The 22,371-nt window shown below is 37.0% G+C and carries 20 protein-coding genes, 1 pseudogene and 1 other annotated feature; of the genes and pseudogenes, 7 read left to right on the top strand and 14 right to left on the bottom strand.

Annotation, left to right across the window (positions count from 1 at the left end; genetic code table 11):
* Positions 1 to 16: 16 nt before the first annotated feature.
* The 3 genes from polX to zapA all read right to left on the bottom strand — a co-directional run bounded on the left by polX (position 17) and on the right by zapA (position 3,299).
* Positions 17 to 1,720: a DNA polymerase/3'-5' exonuclease PolX gene (gene polX, locus MKY37_RS18465; protein WP_340779218.1), complete on the bottom strand. Its 1,704-nt coding sequence runs from the start codon at positions 1,718 to 1,720 to the stop codon at positions 17 to 19.
* A gap of 771 nt (positions 1,721 to 2,491) precedes the next feature.
* Positions 2,492 to 3,034: a CvpA family protein gene (locus MKY37_RS18460; protein WP_340779216.1), complete on the bottom strand. Its 543-nt coding sequence runs from the start codon at positions 3,032 to 3,034 to the stop codon at positions 2,492 to 2,494.
* 4 nt (positions 3,035 to 3,038) lie between these two features.
* Complete coding sequence (gene zapA / locus MKY37_RS18455) at positions 3,039 to 3,299, bottom strand: cell division protein ZapA (protein WP_211894803.1); 261 nt, start codon at positions 3,297 to 3,299, stop codon at positions 3,039 to 3,041.
* A gap of 78 nt (positions 3,300 to 3,377) precedes the next feature.
* Between zapA and rnhC the strand changes: the two genes are divergently transcribed.
* The 3 genes from rnhC to MKY37_RS18440 all read left to right on the top strand — a co-directional run bounded on the left by rnhC (position 3,378) and on the right by MKY37_RS18440 (position 5,521).
* Positions 3,378 to 4,310: a ribonuclease HIII gene (gene rnhC / locus MKY37_RS18450; RefSeq protein WP_340779215.1), complete on the top strand. Its 933-nt coding sequence runs from the start codon at positions 3,378 to 3,380 to the stop codon at positions 4,308 to 4,310.
* A gap of 19 nt (positions 4,311 to 4,329) precedes the next feature.
* Complete coding sequence (locus MKY37_RS18445; protein ID WP_340779214.1) at positions 4,330 to 4,833, top strand: GNAT family N-acetyltransferase; 504 nt, start codon at positions 4,330 to 4,332, stop codon at positions 4,831 to 4,833.
* A 196-nt stretch (positions 4,834 to 5,029) separates the two neighbouring features.
* Positions 5,030 to 5,521, top strand: a complete 492-nt coding sequence (locus MKY37_RS18440) for a hypothetical protein (protein ID WP_340779213.1) — start codon at positions 5,030 to 5,032, stop codon at positions 5,519 to 5,521.
* A 206-nt stretch (positions 5,522 to 5,727) separates the two neighbouring features.
* Here MKY37_RS18440 and MKY37_RS18435 read toward each other — a convergent pair.
* The 5 genes and pseudogenes from MKY37_RS18435 to MKY37_RS18415 all read right to left on the bottom strand — a co-directional run.
* A pseudogene (locus MKY37_RS18435) lies at positions 5,728 to 5,953 on the bottom strand (transposase); the annotation flags it as partial.
* Between the two features lie 349 nt (positions 5,954 to 6,302).
* Positions 6,303 to 7,382, bottom strand: coding sequence for an NAD(P)H-dependent flavin oxidoreductase (locus MKY37_RS18430; protein WP_340779212.1), 1,080 nt, complete (start codon positions 7,380 to 7,382; stop codon positions 6,303 to 6,305).
* A 234-nt stretch (positions 7,383 to 7,616) separates the two neighbouring features.
* Entirely contained in the window at positions 7,617 to 8,141 is a 525-nt protein-coding gene (locus MKY37_RS18425) for a GrpB family protein (RefSeq protein ID WP_340779211.1), read from the bottom strand.
* On the bottom strand, positions 8,134 to 8,502 hold the full coding sequence (locus tag MKY37_RS18420; RefSeq protein WP_340779210.1) for a hypothetical protein: 369 nt from the start codon (positions 8,500 to 8,502) through the stop codon (positions 8,134 to 8,136). The genes MKY37_RS18425 and MKY37_RS18420 overlap by 8 nt, the downstream gene beginning before the upstream one ends.
* A gap of 198 nt (positions 8,503 to 8,700) precedes the next feature.
* Positions 8,701 to 8,934: a hypothetical protein gene (locus tag MKY37_RS18415; RefSeq protein WP_340779208.1), complete on the bottom strand. Its 234-nt coding sequence runs from the start codon at positions 8,932 to 8,934 to the stop codon at positions 8,701 to 8,703.
* Positions 8,935 to 9,104: 170 nt separating this feature from the next.
* Between MKY37_RS18415 and MKY37_RS18410 the strand changes: the two genes are divergently transcribed.
* Together MKY37_RS18410 and MKY37_RS18405 are read left to right on the top strand one after the other, a co-directional pair.
* Positions 9,105 to 10,250 carry an MFS transporter gene (locus MKY37_RS18410; RefSeq protein WP_340779207.1) on the top strand — a complete coding sequence of 382 codons (1,146 nt, stop codon included), beginning with the start codon at positions 9,105 to 9,107 and terminating at the stop codon, positions 10,248 to 10,250.
* A gap of 105 nt (positions 10,251 to 10,355) precedes the next feature.
* Positions 10,356 to 10,550 (top strand): hypothetical protein, encoded by a 195-nt coding sequence (locus MKY37_RS18405; protein WP_340779205.1) that lies wholly within the window; start codon positions 10,356 to 10,358, stop codon positions 10,548 to 10,550.
* A gap of 36 nt (positions 10,551 to 10,586) precedes the next feature.
* Here the strand turns inward: MKY37_RS18405 and MKY37_RS18400 are convergent, their stop codons facing one another.
* The 4 genes from MKY37_RS18400 to MKY37_RS18385 all read right to left on the bottom strand — a co-directional run bounded on the left by MKY37_RS18400 (position 10,587) and on the right by MKY37_RS18385 (position 16,962).
* Complete coding sequence (locus MKY37_RS18400) at positions 10,587 to 12,017, bottom strand: sodium:solute symporter family protein (protein WP_340779204.1); 1,431 nt, start codon at positions 12,015 to 12,017, stop codon at positions 10,587 to 10,589.
* A 123-nt stretch (positions 12,018 to 12,140) separates the two neighbouring features.
* Positions 12,141 to 14,552 carry a phenylalanine--tRNA ligase subunit beta gene (gene pheT, locus MKY37_RS18395; RefSeq protein ID WP_340779203.1) on the bottom strand — a complete coding sequence of 804 codons (2,412 nt, stop codon included), beginning with the start codon at positions 14,550 to 14,552 and terminating at the stop codon, positions 12,141 to 12,143.
* 13 nt (positions 14,553 to 14,565) lie between these two features.
* Positions 14,566 to 15,603 (bottom strand): phenylalanine--tRNA ligase subunit alpha, encoded by a 1,038-nt coding sequence (gene pheS / locus MKY37_RS18390; protein ID WP_340779202.1) that lies wholly within the window; start codon positions 15,601 to 15,603, stop codon positions 14,566 to 14,568.
* A 177-nt stretch (positions 15,604 to 15,780) separates the two neighbouring features.
* Positions 15,781 to 16,014: a binding site (T-box leader), on the bottom strand.
* A 183-nt stretch (positions 16,015 to 16,197) separates the two neighbouring features.
* Complete coding sequence (locus MKY37_RS18385; protein ID WP_340779199.1) at positions 16,198 to 16,962, bottom strand: TrmH family RNA methyltransferase; 765 nt, start codon at positions 16,960 to 16,962, stop codon at positions 16,198 to 16,200.
* A 90-nt stretch (positions 16,963 to 17,052) separates the two neighbouring features.
* Here MKY37_RS18385 and sspI point away from each other — a divergent pair, with 90 nt between their 5' ends.
* The gene (gene sspI / locus MKY37_RS18380; RefSeq protein ID WP_340779197.1) at positions 17,053 to 17,262 is read left to right on the top strand and encodes a small acid-soluble spore protein SspI; all 210 of its coding nucleotides are present in this window, start codon (positions 17,053 to 17,055) and stop codon (positions 17,260 to 17,262) included.
* A 199-nt stretch (positions 17,263 to 17,461) separates the two neighbouring features.
* Positions 17,462 to 18,856: an FAD-binding oxidoreductase gene (locus MKY37_RS18375; RefSeq protein ID WP_340779194.1), complete on the top strand. Its 1,395-nt coding sequence runs from the start codon at positions 17,462 to 17,464 to the stop codon at positions 18,854 to 18,856.
* A 255-nt stretch (positions 18,857 to 19,111) separates the two neighbouring features.
* Here MKY37_RS18375 and argF read toward each other — a convergent pair whose 3' ends face one another.
* A complete protein-coding gene (argF, locus tag MKY37_RS18370; RefSeq protein ID WP_340779193.1) occupies positions 19,112 to 20,077 on the bottom strand; it encodes an ornithine carbamoyltransferase in 966 nt (321 codons plus the stop codon).
* Between the two features lie 1,033 nt (positions 20,078 to 21,110).
* A complete protein-coding gene (locus MKY37_RS18365) occupies positions 21,111 to 22,370 on the bottom strand; it encodes an erythromycin esterase family protein (RefSeq protein ID WP_340779192.1) in 1,260 nt (419 codons plus the stop codon).
* Position 22,371 lies beyond the last annotated feature (1 nt).

Below are 22,371 nucleotides of genomic sequence, written 5' to 3'. Positions count from 1 at the left end.
CCGAAGCACCTCCTAATTATTTCTGTATATATTGCTTAAACTTCTCAAAGGACCAAGTGTTCACGATATTGTCTTTATGCAACCAGGCTTTTTGAGCATATCGTACACCAATGTCCATATATTTCAGTTGAGCGATATGATGAGCATCCGTATTAATGGCTATTGGAACACCCTTTTCTTGTGCTAGCTTTAAATATTCTGTGTTCAAATCGAGACGATAAGGATTTGCATTTAACTCCAAAATCTTGCCATATTCTTGGGCCCATCCGATAAGAGTTGGAACATCTGGATTATAACCATCTCTTTGTTCGATTATTCTTCCCGTTGGATGCGCAATCATATGTACATAAGGATTTTTTACTGCCGTTAAGAGTCTTTCCATAATCTTTTCTTGCGGCTGACTAAAACTAGAATGGATGGAAGCTATTACAAAGTCTAGTTGCGAAAGCAAATCATCTTCAAAATCAAGTGTGCCATCTGGTAGTATGTCCATCTCGGTACCAGTAAGTATTTCAATATCTGAGTATTTTTCATTAAGCTCATGTATAATATCCATTTGGTTTAATAATCGTTCCTTAGAAAGCCCATTAGCTACTTTTAAATAATTGGAATGATCCGTAATCACCATATGTGAATAGCCTTTCGCACGACAAGCATCTACCATTTCTTCTATAGAATGAGCCCCATCCGACCAAGTAGTATGCATATGAAAATCACCTTGTATATCTTTTAGCTTAACTAAGGAAGACAGCTGATCTAACTTGGAAAATTCCGATCCGTCTTCTCGAACAGTTGGGGGTATAAAAGGCAAATCAAAATAAGCATAAAAATCTTCTTCGGATTCAAAATGCTCGACACTTCCATCTGCAAGTTCAACACCATATTCACTGATCTTCTTGCCTTGGTCTTTTGCAATCTGACGCATTTTAATATTATGGTCTTTCGATCCGGTAAAATGATTTAATGCAGAGGCATACTGGTTTAACTCCACAAGTCGGAAATCGACATCAATCTCCACTTCCACAGCTAGAGTTACCGAAACTTTCGTATCTCCAGCAGCAATTATCTTTTGTACAGGAAGTACTTTTAATAATTCTTCTCTAACTGCTTGTGGAGAACTCGTAGCGATTATAAAATCGATATCCTTACTTGATTCTTTGACCCTTCTGTACGATCCAGCAACAGAAAACTTTTCAATTAATGAAATGGATGAAAGTTTGTGCTCGATTAGCTCTACGATCGGTTCGATTTGCCAAACGGCGGTTCGTTCCGGTTTTGATTGAAGGTTTACTATTTCTACTAATATTTTCTCTTCCGTCTTCTTGGCAAATCCGGGAAGACCTTGAACTCTCCCTTCTTCGCATGCAATCTTCAGTGCGTCAACGGAGTCAATATGTAATTCCTTGTAAAGCTTAGCAATTTTCTTGCCGCCAAGTCCTGGAATTTTAAGCATCGGGAGTAGTCCACTAGGCACTGTTTCTTGTAGCTCCATAAGCAAAGTAGAGTCACCAGTTGTGATTAAATCCTCTATTACAGCTCCGGTTGCTGCACCAATCCCTTTTAAAGATAAAATATTATCCATTTCAGACAAGCTTCTGTCATCTAATTCTAGAACTTGCGCAGCTTTTCGAAAAGCAGATACTTTAAAAGGATTTTCACCTTGTAATTCCATATATAACGCAATTTTTTCTAAAGTTTTAATAATCGTCTTCTTATCCAACGATAACACCTCTTTCATTTCAATTAACTAATATAGCTAACATAAGAAACCTAGATATGCCGGTGATTTCCGCTCCGAGTGGACGCTTTCCGTGGGCACGGCTTCAGCCGCTTCCTTTGCTCCTGCGCAAGCTCGTCGCAAAAAAGATTTTCGCTACGCTCCGTCCAGGGTCTTCAGCTCGTGCACCTGTCGCTTCGCTATCGGTGCAGAAAACATTTGCTGTTCCCACTGGAGTCGCCGCCCTGCGCTCCAATCAACCATATTCCCTTTATAAAAACAGATAATTGTAAATAGTATCAGCTAAATAAACGAGGATTATAGGATAAAAAGTCAGGGGGTAATTAACACTGGCACTAAGGGAAATCTTATCATCTAAGCAATGTGTTTTGCCAAATCACCTAGTGGAGTACTACTCCTTATATTGATTGTAGTGGAATGTGGCGACTCCAGCGGGATGAGCGAGAAAGTCGAGATCCCGCTGGTAGCGTAGCGAAGACATTGGCCAAACTTTATTTGGTCAATGTCTTTGCGACGAGTAACCGTAGGAGCATATGTTTTCAACGAGGAGGCTCGGCCTCGCCCGCGGAGGCCAACAGGATGTTGGTCACAAAGGCTTTGCCACAGGACGTGGCGCACTTAGCCTTTGTTCTCCACATGTAACGGAAATCATCAGGATTATTCATTCTTAAAAGTTCCGTGAACCCAGTTGACACGCTACATTATTATATACTTTCTTAACCTTTCAAAAAAACTTCCCTCTACCGAGAGAAGTTATTTTTCAATATAAATATACCACCAATTTTTAACCATTTCCGATAGGATTGGCGTATGATCTAACATCCATTCGGTTAATATTGAACCTGACATTAAATTTTGGATAAAATCAATTGGTAAAAGAGCAAATACATAAAGTAATACAAATAAAATAAAATAAAATTCGATAAGTCCTAAGATTGCACCCATAATATTGCTTACAAATCCCAAAACAGGTAAATACTTTAAAAAGTCAAACATAGATGCAATCATTTGTAAGGCAAATTTCACCACTATAAAAATAAGCGCAAAGGCAATAATTCGATAAAATGTTTGAGCTAAATCTAAACTTTCTACCGCAATTGTCAATTTAGAACCAGCAGTTACAGCTGGAAATGGAATCCATAAAACAAATTTATCTGCAAGTGGTTTATAATAAGAGTAAGCTACTACTAATGCAATAATAAAACCAGTCATGTGGAGAAGTTGAACAATCAACCCGCGCTTTGCGCCAGTTATTAAGCCACCCACAAGTAATATTAATATAATTATATCTAACATATTTTCAGTCCTTTAACCTTTTCAATTCTTCTTCAAGTAGCTCTAATTGTTCTTTTACTTTTATGTAATCATGTACAGTATTTACAGCTGTGAGCACTGCAAGCTTTGCAATGTCTAGCTGACTATTATGTGAATGTATTTCTCTCATTTTGTCATCCACTATAGAAGCTACTAGTCTCATATGGCCTGAAGATTCAGAACCTACCATTTTATAATTCTGTCCATATATATCAACCGAAATTCGTGTTTTTTCTTGTTCTGACAAAGCCATAACCCTCCTCAGAAAATCCTAATACCTATAATAACACGAAATAGATTACGATGTGAAGAAAGGAACGAACGAATGTCAAACGAAGTCTTATTAATGAAGCCAAATGAAATAGAAAAAGTAAAATCCCATTATATGAAATTTAAGGTAGAACGCTCTGCTCCTGGTGTTGTTTTTGCAGCAAAGCTAGCAGATACAGCCATTACTATCTATAAATCGGGCAAGGTTATGTTTCAAGGAAACGGCGCTACACGAGAGGCCTCACTTTGGGGAACAAGTTCGATTCAATCTACATCAACAAGTGTAGCGAAAGGAGATATTTTACCTCCTAACTTTTCTTCCTTATCTGTACTAGGTTCTGATGAAACAGGAACCGGGGATTATTTTGGTCCAATTACAGTTGCAGCTTGTTTTGTAAGTAGCGAACAAGTAGAACTAGTTAAAGAACTAGGTGTCAAGGATTCCAAAATGCTAACAGATGATGTAATGCGCAAAATGGCACCTGACTTAATGGCGACTTTAACACATAGCGTCCTAGTATTAAAAAACGAAAAATACAATGATATACAATCCCGTGGGTGGTCCCAAGGAAAAATAAAAGCGCTTATGCATAACCAAGCACTTAAACTTGTACTGAAAAAAATGGGTTCAGAAAAACCAACATTTATATTAATAGATCAGTTTGCGGAGCGTGGTATTTACTATAATCATATCAAAGCGGAGAAAGAAATAATCCGAGAAAATGTTTTGTTTTCTACAAAAGCTGAACAGCTTCATGTTTCAGTTGCAGCGGCATCCATTATTGCAAGATATGCATTTTTAAAGGAAATGGATCGTTTAACTGAATTAGCAAACACCACGATACCGAAAGGAGCAAGCGCAAAAGTCGATGAAATAGCAGCTAAGATTTATTTGAAGCATGGAGAAGAATTTTTAAAGTCCATCACCAAATGGCATTTCGCTAATACTGGAAAAGCGATAAAAATTGTAAACAAGAGACGATTTTAGCATAGGGGGTTGAACATAATTGGAAAATATTTATGAAACAGAACGGTTGTATTTATGTGTATTTGATCAATCACATGTAGAGGCAGCAAAACAATTTTGGGGTGATGAAGAAGTAATGTCACTGTGTGATGGGCCTTCTGCACATGAGTTGCTTCCTGAAGTGATAGAAGGATATCGTAAATTGCAAGAAGATAGAGGTTTATCCGTTTATGCAGTAATAGAAAAAGAATCGGATGAAGTAATCGGAGCAGTTGGTTTTAATCCAACTGATTCTATGGAAGTAATAGAGTTAATTTATCATTTTAGCAAAAACAAATGGGGGAAAGGTTTTGCAACAGAAGCTGCGGTTGCTTGCCTGAAGCTAGCTAAAAATAAAGGAAATACTAAAATCATTACTGCATCAGCAGACCCCCTAAATCAAAGTTCTTTAAAGATTTTAGAAAAAATTGGTTTTACCTATAAGGGAATGAAGTGGTTTGAAGATACAGAGCAAGAAGAGCCTTATTATGAGTATTTACTGTAATGTCAAATTTTCATATAAGTTACCATACTCTACTTATGATCTTTATCAATACATAAAAGGAACAAGAGGTTGTTTGTGAAACCGGCCACTTTTCCTCCTAAAGCTCCTGTCATGGAAAATTATTACAGATAACACAAAACCATAGAAATGCATAACATGTATCTGTACATGTTTAAATAGCGATGGAGGTTAGAGTATGGTAAATTTTCAAGCTTTTCATGGTACTGTTACCATGATTAGTGATTTTATGATTGGCTCTAATGGTGAAGGAGAAGGTTGTTATACATTAATGTCCGTAGATAACGGCAATGGAACTTCAGTAAATTTCGTGGTGTCCCCCACTACTTATTTTGTAGACCATGTAATGGTAGTGGTTGGAGACAGGGTGACCGGATACTATGATGCAAATGCTCCTGTTCCTCTTATTTATCCACCACAATATCGAGCACTCGTTATAGCAAAAGAAAATCCAAATCAAAATGTGAAAGTAGACTACTTCAACAGCCAGTTTGAAAGTAGCGATGGTCAATTAAAGTTAAATATATCACCATATACTCGAATATTATTGACAAATGGGCAAGCTTTTACAAGAAATCCCGCAAACCGAAATCTAATTGTAATTTATGGTCCTACCACAAGAAGTATCCCTGCTCAAACTACACCATATGAAATTATTGTTTGGTGTTAGAAATTATCGAAAAGCATTATATAAATTAATGAGACTGGGACATAATTAGTTTCAGTTTACGCAAAAAGAGAAATTGCACAGTGCGATTTCTCTTTTTGCATTTTATTTTGAAAATATCCGACGAGGCGTTATCCTCGTACCGCGTATTTTCTTAAATTTGTGGCCATGAATGCGAGCCCAATTTCATTATCAATCCACGACTTTCCACGAAATTGTACAAAACATTGGCGAAGCAATTCTTTCATATCTGGATGTACACGGAAACGGTTAAATAGTGCGGTAACTTGGCGCATACCCTTGGGCTAGACACATCATGCGAATACTATCTTTCGTCAGATCCTCCATTTTACGACCTGAAAAAGTGGATTGTGTGTACCCACATAAAATCAGTTTTAGCATCATACGAGGATGATACGATGGGCAACCTGTATCATGTTATAATTTTTAAACATAAGGACACTTCTTTCGTTTAGAATTTGGTAGTAGGATACTAAAACATTAGCAGAAGATGTCCTTTTTTGTTGCCTGAAATTATATAGAGATTAACTGAATATAGAAGAAATATTAGTTGTGCGGAGTGAAGGCGGCGACTCCCAGGGGACAAGCGCGTGGGAGAGACTACAGGCTCGACCCGTGCCCCCAGGAAAGCGTCCGCCGTAACGGAGAACAACGGTTACGAAGTAGACATAAAAATAAAGCAGTTCAAACTTTACTCATCGTAAAATTTGAACTGCTTTTAATTTTGAGGTGGGTTTTGTCCCAGCCTCATATTCTTTTATACTCACACCAGATTATCTGGTACTATCCTCGCTTCATCCATAACCCTTTGAACAAGTTGTTCCACAGTCTCGCCTCTAGCAAGTTTCGCATTTTGACCAGCCCATAGTGACATATATTCTTTGTTATTTTGATTTGCAGAAGCTTTTCGAATCGATTTGGTTAGTGCATTTTGTATTGGAAAGTTTGGAATAGTTCCTTCGAATTTTCCCATTTGCATTGTAAATTTATTGTTAATGCCTCTTGCCCATTTTCCTGAAAATGTACGAGTTAATGTCGTATCCACATCTTTCGAATGCAATATTGCTTCTTTATGTAAAGGATGCGCACCACTTTCCTCACAAGTCAAAAAAGCAGTGCCCATTTGACCAGCCTTTGCCCCTAAACATAATGCAGCCATTAGTCCCCGTCCGTCCATAATCCCCCCAGCTGCAATTACTGGAATACTTACAGTGTCTGCAACTTGTGGAATCAAAGACATTAAACCAACTAAGCTTTCCTCATGATTACTTATGAAGTTTCCCCTGTGCCCACCAGCTTCACTTCCTTGCACAACCACTGCATCCATTCCAAGCTTCTCAATAGAAATTGCCTCTGCCACAGTTGTAGCTGTTCCAATTGTAGTTACATTATGTTGTTTAAATTTTTCCATCACGTCAGCAGTTGGAACACCGAATGTAAAGGAGCAGATTGGTACTTTTTCTTCAATAACTACTTGTATTTGTTCCATATAAGACTGAAAGGCATTTTCTATGTTTGGAAGAGTGATCTTTTCTTCTAGTATGTTCAGTTCCTCACGATATCGGTTTAATAAACGGTTCGTCTTTTCTACTTCGTTTTCCGAGATTTCAAATTCGCACGGGACAAATAGATTCACTCCAAAATTACTCGAAGTTAGCTCCTTTATATCTCTGATTTCTTCTCGTAATTGAATTGGACTCATATATCCCGCTCCAATCATTCCAAGTGCTCCATTATTCGAAACAGCAGCGACTAATTTAGAAGTCGTAATTCCCCCCGCCATCGGAGCTTGAATGATTGGATAGTCTATTTTTAATAGGTTAGTAAGATTGTTAGTTAACATATTTCCCCTCCAAATTCATTAAAAAAGCAATGCCATTAATTGTACTTCTTCTAACTACAAGTATAATTTAAGTTTATACAAACCTATTACAAGGTAAATTTCTTTCAGAAAGTTGTATCCAATTATACCATCCATTTATTAGCGCTTTAGTTTTACTTTCCAATCATCGTAGCAATTGGCATCTAATCCTAAAACATTGCTTCTTAGTCATTCAAATGCTTTGCTCGGTGAAAATTACGTTCTTCTAGAAAACCAATGAATCGCTTGTTGTTCAATATCCTTGGCTAATTTCTCTTTTCCATTAATATAGGCGTCAATGTCATATGGAAATTGCTCCGCTAATGCTTTTTTTAAATCTCCGTATTTTTTTGCAATAACCGGTTGCACTCTCAAAAAATCTCGAAATGCAAGATGCCTTTCAATTTCACCATTGCCAAGTTCATAAATATGTACATGATGCGTCCGATTATCTCCTCCTTTTTGGAAGTATCTACGACCAGAAAGTCCGTTTTCACCTTTTGGTTCATAACCGATTGCAATCATTGCTTCGTTATATGCATCTATTTTTGTTATATCTCGTACAACGGGCATCATATCGATAATCGGCTTTGCACTCAAACCATTCACAGACGTGCTTCCAATATGATGAATCATTTGAATTTCTAAACCAAAAATCTTTTGGAGCAGTATTGCTTCTTCATCAAACTTTTTCTTCCAATCTGTTGAATACTTTTCTACTGATACTTTACGTTTATTCATTTTTCACCTCTTGCAAATATTCTTCTAACAATTCTTTAAGGACCTTCGAAAAACCAAGCAACTTAAATTGCTCTTCATTAATACATGTAGCAATTCTAGTTGCCACAACTCTTGCTAAATCATACATTTTATGATAGATACTTCCACTTTCAAGCGCTTCTTCCAGTTCATCCTCATCGTGTTGAATAACTTCTCCTGTAAGTAATGCGACAATATCTAGAAACAAGTCATCCCACCAAGGAATATAATTTTCGATTCTTATTTCGTAACATATATCAATATACACTGCATTATTTCCCCACAAGTATCGAACATCGTAGTGACGGAAAAATTTTTCCCTATCAGAAAATGCTGTAGCCACATATAATTATCATTTACAATACAAATCCTTTGCCCCGTGCTATACCCATAGTTACTCTGTAACCTTTTTCATATTTAATAATATGATATATCCTGTAGATTCTTTTTTCTCTACAAAAAAATTTGTGTACTCTCTTTGAATAATTCATTTCCTATCAAGTGATTGCCGTATCTTCTTAACATCTCTTTAGCACATTTTCTATTTTTTTCGCTCATTTCCACGTTTAAAGTTCCCAGTGATTTTTGCTAAGATTAATTGCTGTTCCTTATCATTTTCTGCCTCTTCTATTCTTTTTAAAAACTTATCTGCCTCTTTGGCTTTTAATATTTTCACACGCTTCCCATGAAATTCTATGAAAACCGTATTATCCTTAGAAATCTTATAACTAAAAGGGTTTTCATCTAAACGATTTCTTTTGTCTATTCCATCCACCAAATCACCCCCAAACTTCATTACTTTTTATATTCTCTTAAAAATGATTTTTTTCCTCTTTCTAATTTAAATATCTGAATTTAGTATTATTCCTATTAATCCATACAAATTCCTGATTAAATCAGTTACAATGAAGGGTATCATTACGGTTTTACTTAAGGAGAATTTATTTGAAGGTACATGTTTTATTAAAAGGATATAACTTTTTATTTTTTGGTTTACTTGCACTCTTTATTCCTTTTTTACCTGTGTATTTAGCTGAACAAGGATTATCCACGAGTGAAATTGGAATAATCATTGGAACTGGGGGGTTTGTGACGTTATTTGCACAACCTTTATGGGGATTCATCAGTGATAAAACAAAAACTATCCGAAAGGTCATGCTAATACTTGTATGTTTGACTGCAGTTTCGGGTTACTTTTTATTTAACTTCGATAGCTTTGTTTTACTAATTATCTTTGCATTGCTAGTGTATTTTTTCCTCATGCCACTTGATCCATTAACAGAGAGCTTAAATTTCACCGTTTCGGAGATGGCTCGGATTAGCTATGGTTCCATTCGCACATATGGAGCGCTTGGCTATGCAGTTTTGTCTTTAATAGCTGGGTTTACGATGGATTATTTTGGGGTGAGCAGTCTATCGATTTTATTTGTTTTATTGGGACTTCTATCGTTAGGAATTGTTTGGTTCATGCCTGATATACAAGCCTCTGCTAAACCAGTGACCATGAAGGGGTTAAAACAAGTATTACGAAACAAAGAAATGCTTCTGTTTTTAGCATTAGTCTTCGTAAGCTCCGTTCCTGCTCGTATGAATGATACGTTTTTAGGGATTCATATTAAAGCACTTGGGGGAGATACATCCTTAGTGGGAATCGCCTTTTTCTTGGCAGCTACTAGTGAAATCATTATCTTTGCGCTTAGTTTTTGGTGGCTAAGAAAAGGTAAGGAGTTGGAGATCATTACGATTGCCACCTTCTTTTACTTTTTACGTTTTTTTATATCAGGTTATGTAACTAGTCCTGTTACTCTAACTATCCTACAATTATTGCAAATGCTAACATTCCCTATTTTTTACACTGCTGCAATTCAGTACTTGTATAATATTATGCCAAAGGAATGGCGTGCTACGGGACAAACTGTTCTAGCATTATTATTTTTTGGATTATCTAGCATTATTGCTTCTTATGCAGGTGGATCCCTTTACAAAGAGTTTGGAGGACATTCATTTTACTTCATCATTTCAGCGTTGTCCTTCATAGGAGTTGTATTTGGTTTACTGTTGACTATTCGAAAGCGAAAAGTTCATGTATGATTATTTTCTTTAAAAATGGGTATTAAAAATACATAGACTTAAAATTAGTACCTTTTACTAAACTTTCTTTATTTACAGGAAGAGATTTTGGTGGGAGGTGATTAATTGAGAAGAGCCTATGGGGTAAAAAAGTTATCTTCTTATTTAGATACAGTTGGATACCCACTTACTGAAGAGGAAATAAACGATTTAATCATGAACAAAGAGATTCCTCACTTAAAACCAATGGCAAATATGATCGTCTTTAATTTGGATCATATTGATTGGTGGATTAATCAGAAACAAATTTCTCCAAAATGAAACCCTGCGTAAAATGCAGGGTTTCATTTTGCTATATTAACTCATTTCTCTCGAACCAATCATAATATCTTCTGAAGGTAATAGTTTAGAAAACAATATTGTCAATATTACAGACGCAAGTACCCCCCATAAAACACCTAATATTAAAGAGACAATTGCCCCAGAGATTATACCGATTCGAGCACCACAAACAGAAACTTTACTATTCTTCATACCCATAACAAAAGTAGAGTTTCTCTTACTTTTCCAGATTAATCCTACAATTAATACAGGTACCACTCCTCCCCCGGCCATAGAGTATGCTAGAGAAAATAAATCAATTATAGAATCCGCCCAAATAGCAGTTACAATAGTGAGTATGCCAAATACAACTACACTAACTCTTGTTAACTTGAGGTAATACAAATCCGTCTTTTCCTTTATATTCGGAATAACTAAATCATTGATGATTACAACAGCAGCTGAATGAAGTAATGATGACGCACTTGAGATAGCAGCCATGAAAATCATGATAAAGAAAGCTAGAGCAGCTAATTGTGTCATTTCTTCTAATATTAACCACGAAATAGCATTATCCGCATCGAGAGTTGGATTTTGAAGCTTAACTACTAATCCACTAATTGTTGCTAGAGTCGTAAAGATAATTGCTACAATACCACTTACCAGCATAGCACGACTTGCTGACTTTGAACTTTTAGACGCAAAGCAACGTTGCCAATAAACTTGAGCAGCTAATATTCCTAAAGTTCCTGTCACAAAAAGTGTTACAACCTCCATTACAGATAGATTCATCTGAACGAGTTCACTTGAACCGACTTCAGCTAACCCGGTTTTCAAATTTGCATAACTAAAGTCAATACGATCAAATACTTGAAAATAGAACCACACTGCTATAGCAATGAGAATCCCTCCTTGTATGAGATCAGTCCATACTACTGAATACATCCCCCCTACTGCTGTATAAATAATAAATACTGCAGAAAACACTAAAATCATTAGAACAGGTTCAGCACCAGTAAAGGTTGAAAACAAAGCCCCCATCCCCATTGCCTGTCCACTGACCCATGCTATCATTATGGATGAAGTCAAAATAGCAACTAGACTGCGAGTAATGCGATCTCGCACGATTAAATCATTTATCATTTCTGCCAACGTTTTATATGTAAATTTTGCTGCAAACCCTGCAAAAACTAAAGCAAATAGTATCTTTGCCCCCTGCTCTCCAACTACAAAAGGAATATTAGCTATTCCAATCTCATAACCCTTGGAAGAGTGACCAACAAAATTCCCAACACCCATAATCGTAGCAATATCCGTGAATAGTAATAAGAAAAAAGGTAGCGACCCACCCGCTATTGCATAGTGAGCGAAACTAGCATCTGCCTTCTTTTTAAAGAAAAACGACATTACTATAAAGAATAAGGATAATACTATAGTCAATGTCCATGTCCAAAAGCTTAAACCCATCAAACCCCTCCTTAATTTCTCTCTTCCCTGTGCGCCATACAATTCAAACACTATTCTGAATATATTTTATAATTCCATAAAAAAGAGCAACACCTAAAATCGGCGCTGCTCAACTTTTACCTATTATCCTCTTAACTCCGCTCCCGCTTGTTCTGCAAGTGCTTTTAAAACTTTGTTATGTGCATTTACTACTTCTTCGTCTGTAAGGGTACGCTCTGGGTCAAAGTATGTTAGGGAGAATGCAACCGACTTTTTACCTGGTTCCATTTTTTCTCCTTCATATAGATCGAATAGATGTACACCTTTTAATAATCTACCACCAGATAAGTGGATAATCGCTTGAAGTTCCCCGGTTGCTTTTTCACTATCTACAACTAAGGCAATATCACGTGTAATAGAAGGGAATTTAGATACTGGTGCATAATACAATGCTTCTACTGATTTATTTAGCACTTTTGCTAAATCCATTTCCAACACATACGTTTCTTTTAAATCACGATCTTTTTGCTCAGATGGGTGTAATTGAGCGATTAACCCGATTTTTTCTCCAGACAATTTGATAGAAGCTGTGCGTCCAGGATGTAAACCATCTACTACTGCACGTTCAAATGTAAGCTCACTTGTATGTCCGAGAAGCTCCATTAATCCTTCCACAATTCCTTTTAATACAAAGAAATCAACTGCTTTTTTCTCACCTTGCCAGCTATGGTCTAACCATTTACCAGAGATTACTGCTGCTAGATGTTCTTGTTCATGAGGTAATCCAGAATCAGTTTCACCTAAGAAAACAGAGCCTACTTCATACAGTGCTACCGTATCTGCTTGACGGGCTGTATTATAGGTAACAGCTTCCAGTAAATGCGGGATTAAACTTTGGCGAAGTATGCTTCGTTCTTCACTCATCGGCATTAACAATTCTGTTACCGTGGCTGTTTCTAACGCAAATTTTTGAGACATTTCTTTAGAAGTTAATGAATACGTAATTGCTTGGTATAATCCTGCACCTTCTAAGTAGGCACGTACTTGACGACGTTTTGCCTGATAAGATGTTAGACCGCCTGGCTTGGATTCCTCCACTGGTAGTGTCATTGGAATTTCATCATAGCCATACATACGTGCAATTTCTTCAATTATATCTTCTTCAATTTTAATATCTTGGCGACGAGTCGGTGCTTTAATATATAAGAGACCGTTTGCAGCTTGATAGTCAAATTTTAATCTAGATAAAATAGATGTCATATCCTCTAAAGAAATTTTCATCCCTAAACGATTGTTGATAAAGTCTGGAGATACAATCACTTCTGCAGGAGTTTTGTCTAGCTCATCAACAATTACAGATCCCGCTAACACTTCTCCTCCTGCAAGCTCTGCAAGAAGACTTGCTGCACGCTCTGCTGCAAGAATTACACGATTTGGGTCTACCCCTTTTTCAAAACGTGCACTAGCATCACTGCGTAAATTATGATCTTTCGATGTTTGACGAACAGAGCCACTTGCAAAGTATGCTGACTCGATTACAACGGTCGTAGTTCCATCGTGAACTTCCGAATTTGCTCCACCCATGACACCCGCAATTGCAACTGGCTCATTGCCATTTGTAATAACTAAGTGATTTGATTTCAAAGTACGTTCTTGATCATCAAGGGTAACAATTTTTTCTCCTTCACTCGCAAGACGAACAACAATTTCTTTTGTTTCTAGCCGGTCATAGTCAAATGCATGAAGTGGTTGACCATATTCCATTAGTACGTAGTTCGTTATGTCAACTACATTATTATGTGGACGTACTCCAGCTGCCATTAAACGATTCTGTAACCAAAGTGGTGATTCTTTTACTTGAATATTTTTCACAACTTTAGCAATATACATTGGATTTTCTTCGATTGCATCTACTTTCAGATTTAAGTAATCCGATGCTTTTTCATTACTTTCAGAATAGCTTGCTTCTGGATATTTCATATCCTCAGATAAAATAGCTCCAACTTCATAAGCTACGCCAAGCATACTTAATGCATCCGAACGGTTAGGTGTCAAACCAAGCTCTAAAACAACATCATCTAAACCTAGCAATGGAAGAACACTTTCTCCAGGAACTGCTTTTTCCGGAAGAACATAAATCCCATCTGCATATGCTTTAGAAACAAGGCGTCCTTCAATCCCTAATTCTTGAAGAGAACAAATCATACCATTCGATTCTTCCCCGCGAAGCTTCGCTTTTTTTATCTTCATACCGCCTGGAAGTACTGCTCCTGGACGAGCAACGATTACTTTTTGCCCTGCATCTACATTTGGTGCCCCACAAATAATTTGTGTAGTTTCTTCCCCAACATCTACCTGACAAATATTCAGTTTATCTGCTTCTGGGTGCTTCACTTTTTCTTTCACATAACCAACGACAACATTTGTCATTCCTTGAGAACGATCAATCACAGCATCTACTTCGATACCTGAGCGTGTGATCTTTTCTCCTAAATCTTTTGGATCTAATCCTTGTGTATTTACATATTCTGATAACCATTTCGTCGAAACTAACATATCATATTCCTCCTTACACTTCTGTTCGGTGGAATTGCGTTAAGAAACGCACATCATTCGTATAGAAATGACGAATATCTTCCACTCCATATTTCAACATTGCAATACGCTCTGGACCCATACCAAATGCAAAGCCAGAAAGCTTTTTAGAATCATACCCAGCCATTTCTAAAACGTTTGGATGAACCATACCAGCGCCTAAAATTTCAATCCACCCTGTTTTCTTACAAACATTACAGCCATCGCCACCACATTTGAAGCAAGAAATATCCATTTCCACAGAAGGCTCCGTGAATGGGAAAAAGCTTGGACGTAGACGAATTTCACGATCGTCCCCGAACATTTTCTTTGCAAATATCGAAAGAGTACCTTTAAGATCGCTCATGCGAATATTTTCACCAATTACCAGTCCTTCAATTTGTGTAAATTGATGTGAATGAGTCGCGTCATCATTATCACGACGATACACTTTACCTGGACAAATAATTTTAATCGGTTGACCTTCTTTTGCTTCCATCGTACGTGCTTGAACTGGAGACGTATGTGTACGTAAAAGAATATCTTCCGAAATATAGAAAGAATCCTGCATATCACGAGCTGGATGACCTTTTGGTAAATTCAACGCTTCGAAATTGTAATAGTCTTTCTCCACTTCTGGACCTTCCGCTATTTCATAGCCCATACTTATAAATAAATCTTCAATCTCCTCTACTACTCGAGTAAGTGGGTGATGGTTTCCGGTCTTCACTGGACGACCCGGTAATGTTACATCAATCGATTCTTTTTCTAGTTGTTCATTAATAGCCTGTTCTTGAAGTAAAGTCATACGTGCTTCCAATACAGTAGTTACTTCTTCACGTACTACATTTACTAGTGCACCCATTTTCGGACGTTCTTCTGCGGGAAGTTTGCCCATTCCTTTTAGTAGATCCGTAATCGGACCTTTTTTTCCTAAGTAGGCAACACGTACGTCATTTAGTTCTTTGACTGTGCCTGAAGCCGCAATTTTTTGTAATACTTCTTCTTTTAACTGTTGAAGTTGTGCTTCCATGTGTAATACTCTCTCCTTTTCATTCAAATTCGCCTTGGATTTGCGTCCAGATTTTGTATCCAGCTTGCCTCGATAAACTCCTTTACAAAATCTGTGACATCCGTCGGAGGTTGTTTAATTTAAATTAGCATGTTTTTGGCTGATTAATATTAAACAATAAAAAATCCCCGCCCCTATAAAAGGGACGAGGACTAATTTCGCGGTACCACCCTGATTATTGCACAAAAATAAGTGCAATCACTCAATTCGACTAACGGCTCTACACCGGCACACCTTTACAGCAATTGCTGGTCCCGGTGGCAGCTAACGGGGTGAACTTCTATATGCATTCTCCATTTACACTTTCAGTCAAGGTGTAAAATCCCTCTATTTCGAATGATCATATATACTTTTCCCGATTACAGCTTTTATCTATCAAATTATATCCATTATACGGACTTTTACATTTTTCTTCAAGTCTGATTTATTCAGAAATATATAAAAATAATAGTACTACTACATTTGCGCACAACTACAAAGTGGTATTTCAGTTCCAGGCGGACGCTTTCCACTCCAATCAATAAACAATTAACAATTAGATAACATGGTCTAAAATTATTTTAATGTAAGTCCATATAACAGAATTCCCGTAGCTACTGCAACGTTTAATGATTCTGCTTGTCCTAATAAAGGAACAATAATATTTTGGTCAGTTTGCCCGAGAAGTTCGGTATTAATACCGCTTCCTTCATTTCCGACGATTAACGCAAATGATTCTTCTTTTTTCACTTCATTAAAAGGTGTAGAATTTTCAAACGCTGTACCATAAACTGTTACTTTTCGTTCTTTCAATTTCTCTACCCAATCAGAGAGATCTCCTTTAATGATTGGCAAATGAAAGTGAGATCCCTGTGCGGAACGCAAAGTTTTCGAATTATAGGCATCTGCAGATCCTTTTCCAAGAATAACAGCATCAATTCCCGCTGCATCTGCAGTACGAATCATTGTGCCGATATTTCCCGGATCCTGCACAGCATCTACTAATAATAGACGATTCCAGTTAACATATTCTTCTTCATTCACAGTTTGTTGCTTGCAATGCGCAAATATTCCTTGCGTATGCTCGGTTTCAGCTAGCTCTTTTTTTATCAAGTCATTTATTTCTACAACTTCTATATTCTCAATCTCCCAATTGCCTGGAACTTCTGCTGTATCACTTATCATGATGGTGAGTACATTTTCTTTTTGCTTTATAGCTTCTTCTACTAAATGATACCCTTCCATAATGAATTCGCCTGTTTTGTCGCGTTCTTTTCTAACACTTAATAGTTTTTTCCAATGCTTTACTAAAGAATTTTGAGGAGATTCAATACGTTTCATATATATGTGACCGCCTTTTTTATATAAGTGTAACAAAATCATGTATAGCTGGCGAGAGTTTGGGGAAGATAATTACGAGGAGTGATGAAAATGGATTTTCAAATTAGAGAAGCTATTACCGCTAATATGAAAGGTCATACGGCAACAGACATTCGAGGTGTAGTAGAAGACGCTATTCAAAGAGGCGAAGAACATTTACTACCTGGGCTAGGTGTGTTTTTCGAAAAATGGTGGAACATGACAGACGAATCGAACAAGCAATCTGTATTAAACGAATTGGCAACTGCGTTCGCTAAATGATACAATCCCGTGAAGAAATTGAACTCTTCGCGGGATTTTTCAATTTTTAATAATACATTTTGGAGACATTCATTATATTATTATATCCATTAAATACATAATATACGTTTACCTTTTTAAAATAACTGCTTATAATTGTGTTATTGGAATTATTTTAAAATTCCGATATACATTTCATAATATTAAAGAGGCGAATAATATGAGTATATCCATTGATAATATTGTACTAGAATTAAAGAAGCTATTAACAGATGAACAAGTTTCGGTCAATCTAACTGTGAGAGAATTACATAGCAAAGACGAGTCGTATCATGAGGCAAGTCTTCCGGACATAGTTGTTTTTCCAAAAAATACGGATGAAGTTAGTCAAATTATGAAGTTAGCTAACAATTACCAAATCCCAGTTGTCCCTTTTGGTCGTGGCTCCAGCTTAGAGGGTCATATAATCCCCTATGATAATGGAATTACAATCGATTTTTCATTGATGGATAAAATTTTGGAGGTCCGTGAAAGTGACCTGCTTGTAAAGGTGCAGCCTGGTGTAACACGAACACAATTAAACAAAGAGCTAAAAAAATATGGATTATTCTTCTCCGTAGATCCCGGAGCAGATGCAACACTAGGTGGAATGGCTGCTACTAATGCAAGTGGAACAACCACAGTCAAATATGGTGTAATGCGTGATCAGGTTCGTGATTTGGAGGTTGTGCTTGCAGATGGAACTGTTATGCACACAGGAAGCTTAGCAGCAAAATCAGCATCAGGGTTACATTTGAATGGACTATTCGTAGGTTCAGAGGGGACGCTTGGTTGTTTTACAGAACTAACACTAAGAGTATACGGCATTCCTGAATTTACAACTGCAGCAAGAGCCGTCTTCCCTACCGTTCAAAATGCTGTAGAAGCAGTTACCTCCATTTTACAGGCAGGAATTCCAATCGCAAGAGTAGAATTAGTCGATGAGGAATCTATCCGTCAAGTAAATCATTATAATGATATGAATTACGCTGAAAGGCCCACACTATTTTTGGAATTTGACGGCAATGAAGCAGGGTTAAAACAAGATGTCGAGTTTACCAAAGAAATAATGGAAGATCATGGCTGCGAAGAAATCCAATTTGAAACAGATAATACAGCTCGTACTAAGCTATGGGACGCAAGACATAACCTAGCATATGCCTATATTCACGGGAATGTTGGAAAAAAAATGATGATTACGGATGTTTGCGTTCCTATCTCAGAACTTGCCGAAGCAGTGATATTTGCGCGAAAAGAATTACATTCCAATGGGCTTACTGGCGGTATTACAGGGCATGTGGGAGATGGTAATTTCCATTCAATCATAATGATTGATATGAATGATGCAGAGGAAGTTGCCAAGGCAGATAAATATAATGAAAAAATAGTTCATTATGCTTTAGAGCGTAACGGAACATGTACAGGAGAGCATGGTGTTGGTATTGGTAAACAAAAATACCAAGCTTTAGAGCATGGAACAGCATTACAGGTGATGGAAAAGATTAAAATTGCTCTTGACCCAAACAATATATTAAACCCACGTAAGAATGTTAATATTGGAGATTCAGGCGAGTAAAAGAAATTATTGGTTTCTACTAGTAAGTTAAAGCACATATTGGCATATAGCACTAATCTAAAAAAGGCTGTCTTACTCGTCGAATTAATCGACTTGTGGACAGTCTTTTCATGTAATAAAGAGTGATTCAGCGTCTCCCGAATCACTCTTCCTATGTAGTGATGAAGTTATCCATCTTGATAAACGACATCACATTGTATATATAATTCCAAACAAAGAGACAAACCCTGTCTTCCCCATTTGTTGATACTTAATTTAAGCCATGACTGATGCAAGCACCGCTTTTTGTGCATGCAAGCGATTTTCTGCTTGTTGGAAAATGTACGAGTTCGTACCATCAATTACAGTGCTTGCAACCTCTTCTTCACGATGGGCTGGTAAGCAATGTAAAAACATATAATCATCTTTTGCATTTGCAACTAGCTCCTCATTAATTTGGAAATCTTTAAAATCAGCAAGTCGTTTAGCTGTTTCCTCTTCTTGACCCATTGACGTCCATACATCTGTATACACAACGTCTGCATTTACAGCAGCTTCAACAGGATCATTAGAAACGAACAGAGAGCCACCATTTGCTAGTGCAATTGATTTAGCTTTTTCTATTATTTGTGTATTAGCTTCATAGCCAACTGGAGTTGCTACGGAAATATGCATCCCCATATAGGCAGCTGCTATAACTAGTGAATGCGCAACATTATTTCCATCACCTATATATGCTAGCTTCAGTCCAGACGTATATCCCTTCACTTCATGAATCGTTAAAATGTCTGCAAGTGCTTGGCATGGATGATAAATATCTGTTAATCCATTAATCACAGGAATACTAGCATGCTCGGCAAGCTCTTTAACCATTTCATGTGAATTTGCACGGATCATGATTCCATCTAAATAACCAGATAATACATGCCCAGTGTCGTAGACAGATTCACCGCGACCGATTTGTAAATCACGCGCATTCATGAACATGCCATTACCACCTAATTGCTTCATACCTACTTCAAAGGAAATTCTTGTACGTGTTGAATGTTTTTCAAAAATCATCCCTAACGTTTTCCCTTCAAGTAAAGGAGGACATTTTCCAGCTTTCGTTAGCGTCTTCAAATCAACAGCCAACTGTATTAAGTCGCTTACCTCCTCCTTTGAGTAATCTAAAAGTGTCAATAAGTCTTTCCCCTTTAAACTATCCACTACTTTTAAATTCACCCATTCAAGTAACTTCATTTATAAAAACTCCTTTTTCCGTATATTTATGTAATATCAATTATATGTTTGAATAATTATAAAGTCAAGTGGATTTATATACACTAAATAAACATAAAACACATTATTATTTTAAGTCATAAGTAATACTTGATAAGATTTTTTCTCTACTAACAATAAATTAAAATAAGAAAAACCGCGCAAAAAGATGCCCGGTCCTTTAAGGTCAAAACCTGTTTCTATCGTTTCCGAAATGCTTTGGACAGACATTTTACTATATGATTACCGAGGGAATTTTTAGGGATATTGGTTGTGACTGACGTCACAACCAATATCCCTTTTTTTCGATAATCTTATGGCGTTTGCCTGTCCGTCGCCCTCCTGCAACTCTTAGAAACAAGTTAGTGCGTTTCTGGATAACTAGAGAAAAGCTAATTTCCTATACATAGAGGATAGAGGAAGCTCTCGAAGATGCAATTTCGTTCGCTATTTCGCTTCTTTATGGGGCAAACACTTACTACTTCTCTTTATTTCCACTAGGATAAAAGAAAATTTGCTTTCTTCCTCGACCATTGGATAATCGCATTTCTAATTCAAAAGCGATTACAAATAATTTAATTACTCTCTAAAATTTGACCAATCTTATCATCTAAGCGATAAGCTAGACCAAATATCCTAGTGGAGTACTACTCACTGATTGATTTTCGTTACAGGTGGCGACTCCAGCGGGATAAGCGAGAAAGTCGAGACCCCGCAGGTAGTGGTTATTAGGAATGAAGGTCAAGAAATCTACAGCATGTGTCGACGATTCGTAACCAGCATTGTACTGGTCCGGGGAGGCTCGGCCTCGCTCAGCTAGAACGCGTCCACCTGTAACGGAAATCACTAGCATTATTCATTCCTTAAAGTATCATGAACCCAGTGTTCATGCCACATTTTTTTATACTTTCTTATCTTTTAAAACCCGTTGTACTTTACACTCCGAAAAAACATCTCTTTTTAAAATAAAATCCATTTTGTAAAATAGATTCACCAAAATGGATTCTTATTATTTCTATTCTTTCACACTTGTCGGTGTAGCTTCCTTTACAATAATGATACCGTCATATGCTTCATTCGGCGTCATTTCAATCGTGTAAAACATCTTTAAAAATTTGTACCACATGCGAAAGTCATCCCCGATATTTGCCATCTTTTGCTCCTTCGAAACTATTTCTTCTAACTCACCGGACTCACTCGCCTTTTCAAAATCCACGTAAAAAATATTTGATTCCACCTCTTTGAAAGCGTCCACTAACTCGTTGTGATTCTTCACTTTATAATTTTTACGATCCCCGGAGCTGCCATTTTTTGATTGAAAATTGCTCTCGATAAAGTCCGTACCAATTGCAAAATACTCTTCTCCGTATAGCTCATCTAAATAATTGCCCATCGATTTGTAGCCAGCTAACGACGCAGACGTTTTTTCTATATGTCCATTATGACCGTTAAAAAATACTTTCTCGTTACCTCTGGCTGCTTCAAATTGCATAATCCATTGCAAATTGTCCGTCAAATACTCATCTCGCAGCTGCATATAATCTTTATCATTTAAGAACAATTGCGTACGCTGCTTCAAGATTTGCGCGTATTGCAGGGCAAATGTGTACATTTCCTTTGTTGATTTTCCCACATAAGCTGCTTCATTCGATTGTAAATCTAGAATTATCTCATCTATTGTTTGCTTGGCCTCGTTTAACTGTTCCGTAGTTAACTCACGCATTTTCTCATTCGAGACATGTTCAAGTTTTAATTCATAATTTTTAAATGCATCTTGGTTTACTGTTTTGTAGTATTTAAGCACTCCTTCTTTACTGTAGTTATAGCGCTGCATGTCATTTCCATAAAAGTAAACCTTCTCGTCCTCGCTAACTGTCGCGTTATAATCATGCAGCCATTGTACAAGATCGACCATTTGCTCTGTTTGATAAATACCATAGTCTAGCGTATTTACTGCCTCTTCGGCTGTACCATTTCCATATAAAATGAATTCGTTTATTTGCTGCCCGCCTCCAAAGTCACCTTCTAAGACAAATACACGGACGTTTTCATGTTTGATTAACGTTTTAAATACATCTTTTTTCAGCTCTTGAAATTCCACATTCCCATGTGTTGCCTCTCCTAAGCCGATCAGCTTAACATGATCCGGGATATCCATAGCATCCACTGTTGAACTATATGATTCCGCATCATCAATCACTTTGCCACTGCTGCATCCTGCCAAAAAAACAGAAAGCAAGATAGCAGCACATACTATATAGCTCTTATTCAACATT

It is taken from the genome of Psychrobacillus sp. FSL K6-2836, assembly GCF_038003085.1.
Taxonomy (GTDB): Bacteria; Bacillota; Bacilli; order Bacillales_A; family Planococcaceae; genus Psychrobacillus.
This window is presented reverse-complemented; position numbering and strand designations above follow the sequence as displayed.

What these genes read in the sequence shown, in the direction of transcription:
- sspI (WP_340779197.1), top strand. Translation starts at nt 17,053, where the DNA reads ATGGATTTTCAAATTAGAGAAGCTATTACCGCTAATATGAAAGGTCAT.
- MKY37_RS18365 (WP_340779192.1), bottom strand. Translation starts at nt 22,370, where the DNA reads ATGTTGAATAAGAGCTATATAGTATGTGCTGCTATCTTGCTTTCTGTT.
- argF (WP_340779193.1), bottom strand. Translation starts at nt 20,077, where the DNA reads ATGAAGTTACTTGAATGGGTGAATTTAAAAGTAGTGGATAGTTTAAAG.
- MKY37_RS18400 (WP_340779204.1), bottom strand. Translation starts at nt 12,017, where the DNA reads ATGGGTTTAAGCTTTTGGACATGGACATTGACTATAGTATTATCCTTA.
- MKY37_RS18430 (WP_340779212.1), bottom strand. Translation starts at nt 7,382, where the DNA reads ATGTTAACTAACAATCTTACTAACCTATTAAAAATAGACTATCCAATC.
- MKY37_RS18385 (WP_340779199.1), bottom strand. Translation starts at nt 16,962, where the DNA reads ATGAAACGTATTGAATCTCCTCAAAATTCTTTAGTAAAGCATTGGAAA.
- pheS (WP_340779202.1), bottom strand. Translation starts at nt 15,603, where the DNA reads ATGGAAGCACAACTTCAACAGTTAAAAGAAGAAGTATTACAAAAAATT.
- rnhC (WP_340779215.1), top strand. Translation starts at nt 3,378, where the DNA reads ATGTCAAACGAAGTCTTATTAATGAAGCCAAATGAAATAGAAAAAGTA.
- MKY37_RS18425 (WP_340779211.1), bottom strand. Translation starts at nt 8,141, where the DNA reads ATGAATAAACGTAAAGTATCAGTAGAAAAGTATTCAACAGATTGGAAG.
- pheT (WP_340779203.1), bottom strand. Translation starts at nt 14,552, where the DNA reads ATGTTAGTTTCGACGAAATGGTTATCAGAATATGTAAATACACAAGGA.
- MKY37_RS18440 (WP_340779213.1), top strand. Translation starts at nt 5,030, where the DNA reads ATGGTAAATTTTCAAGCTTTTCATGGTACTGTTACCATGATTAGTGAT.
- MKY37_RS18460 (WP_340779216.1), bottom strand. Translation starts at nt 3,034, where the DNA reads ATGTTAGATATAATTATATTAATATTACTTGTGGGTGGCTTAATAACT.
- MKY37_RS18375 (WP_340779194.1), top strand. Translation starts at nt 17,462, where the DNA reads ATGAGTATATCCATTGATAATATTGTACTAGAATTAAAGAAGCTATTA.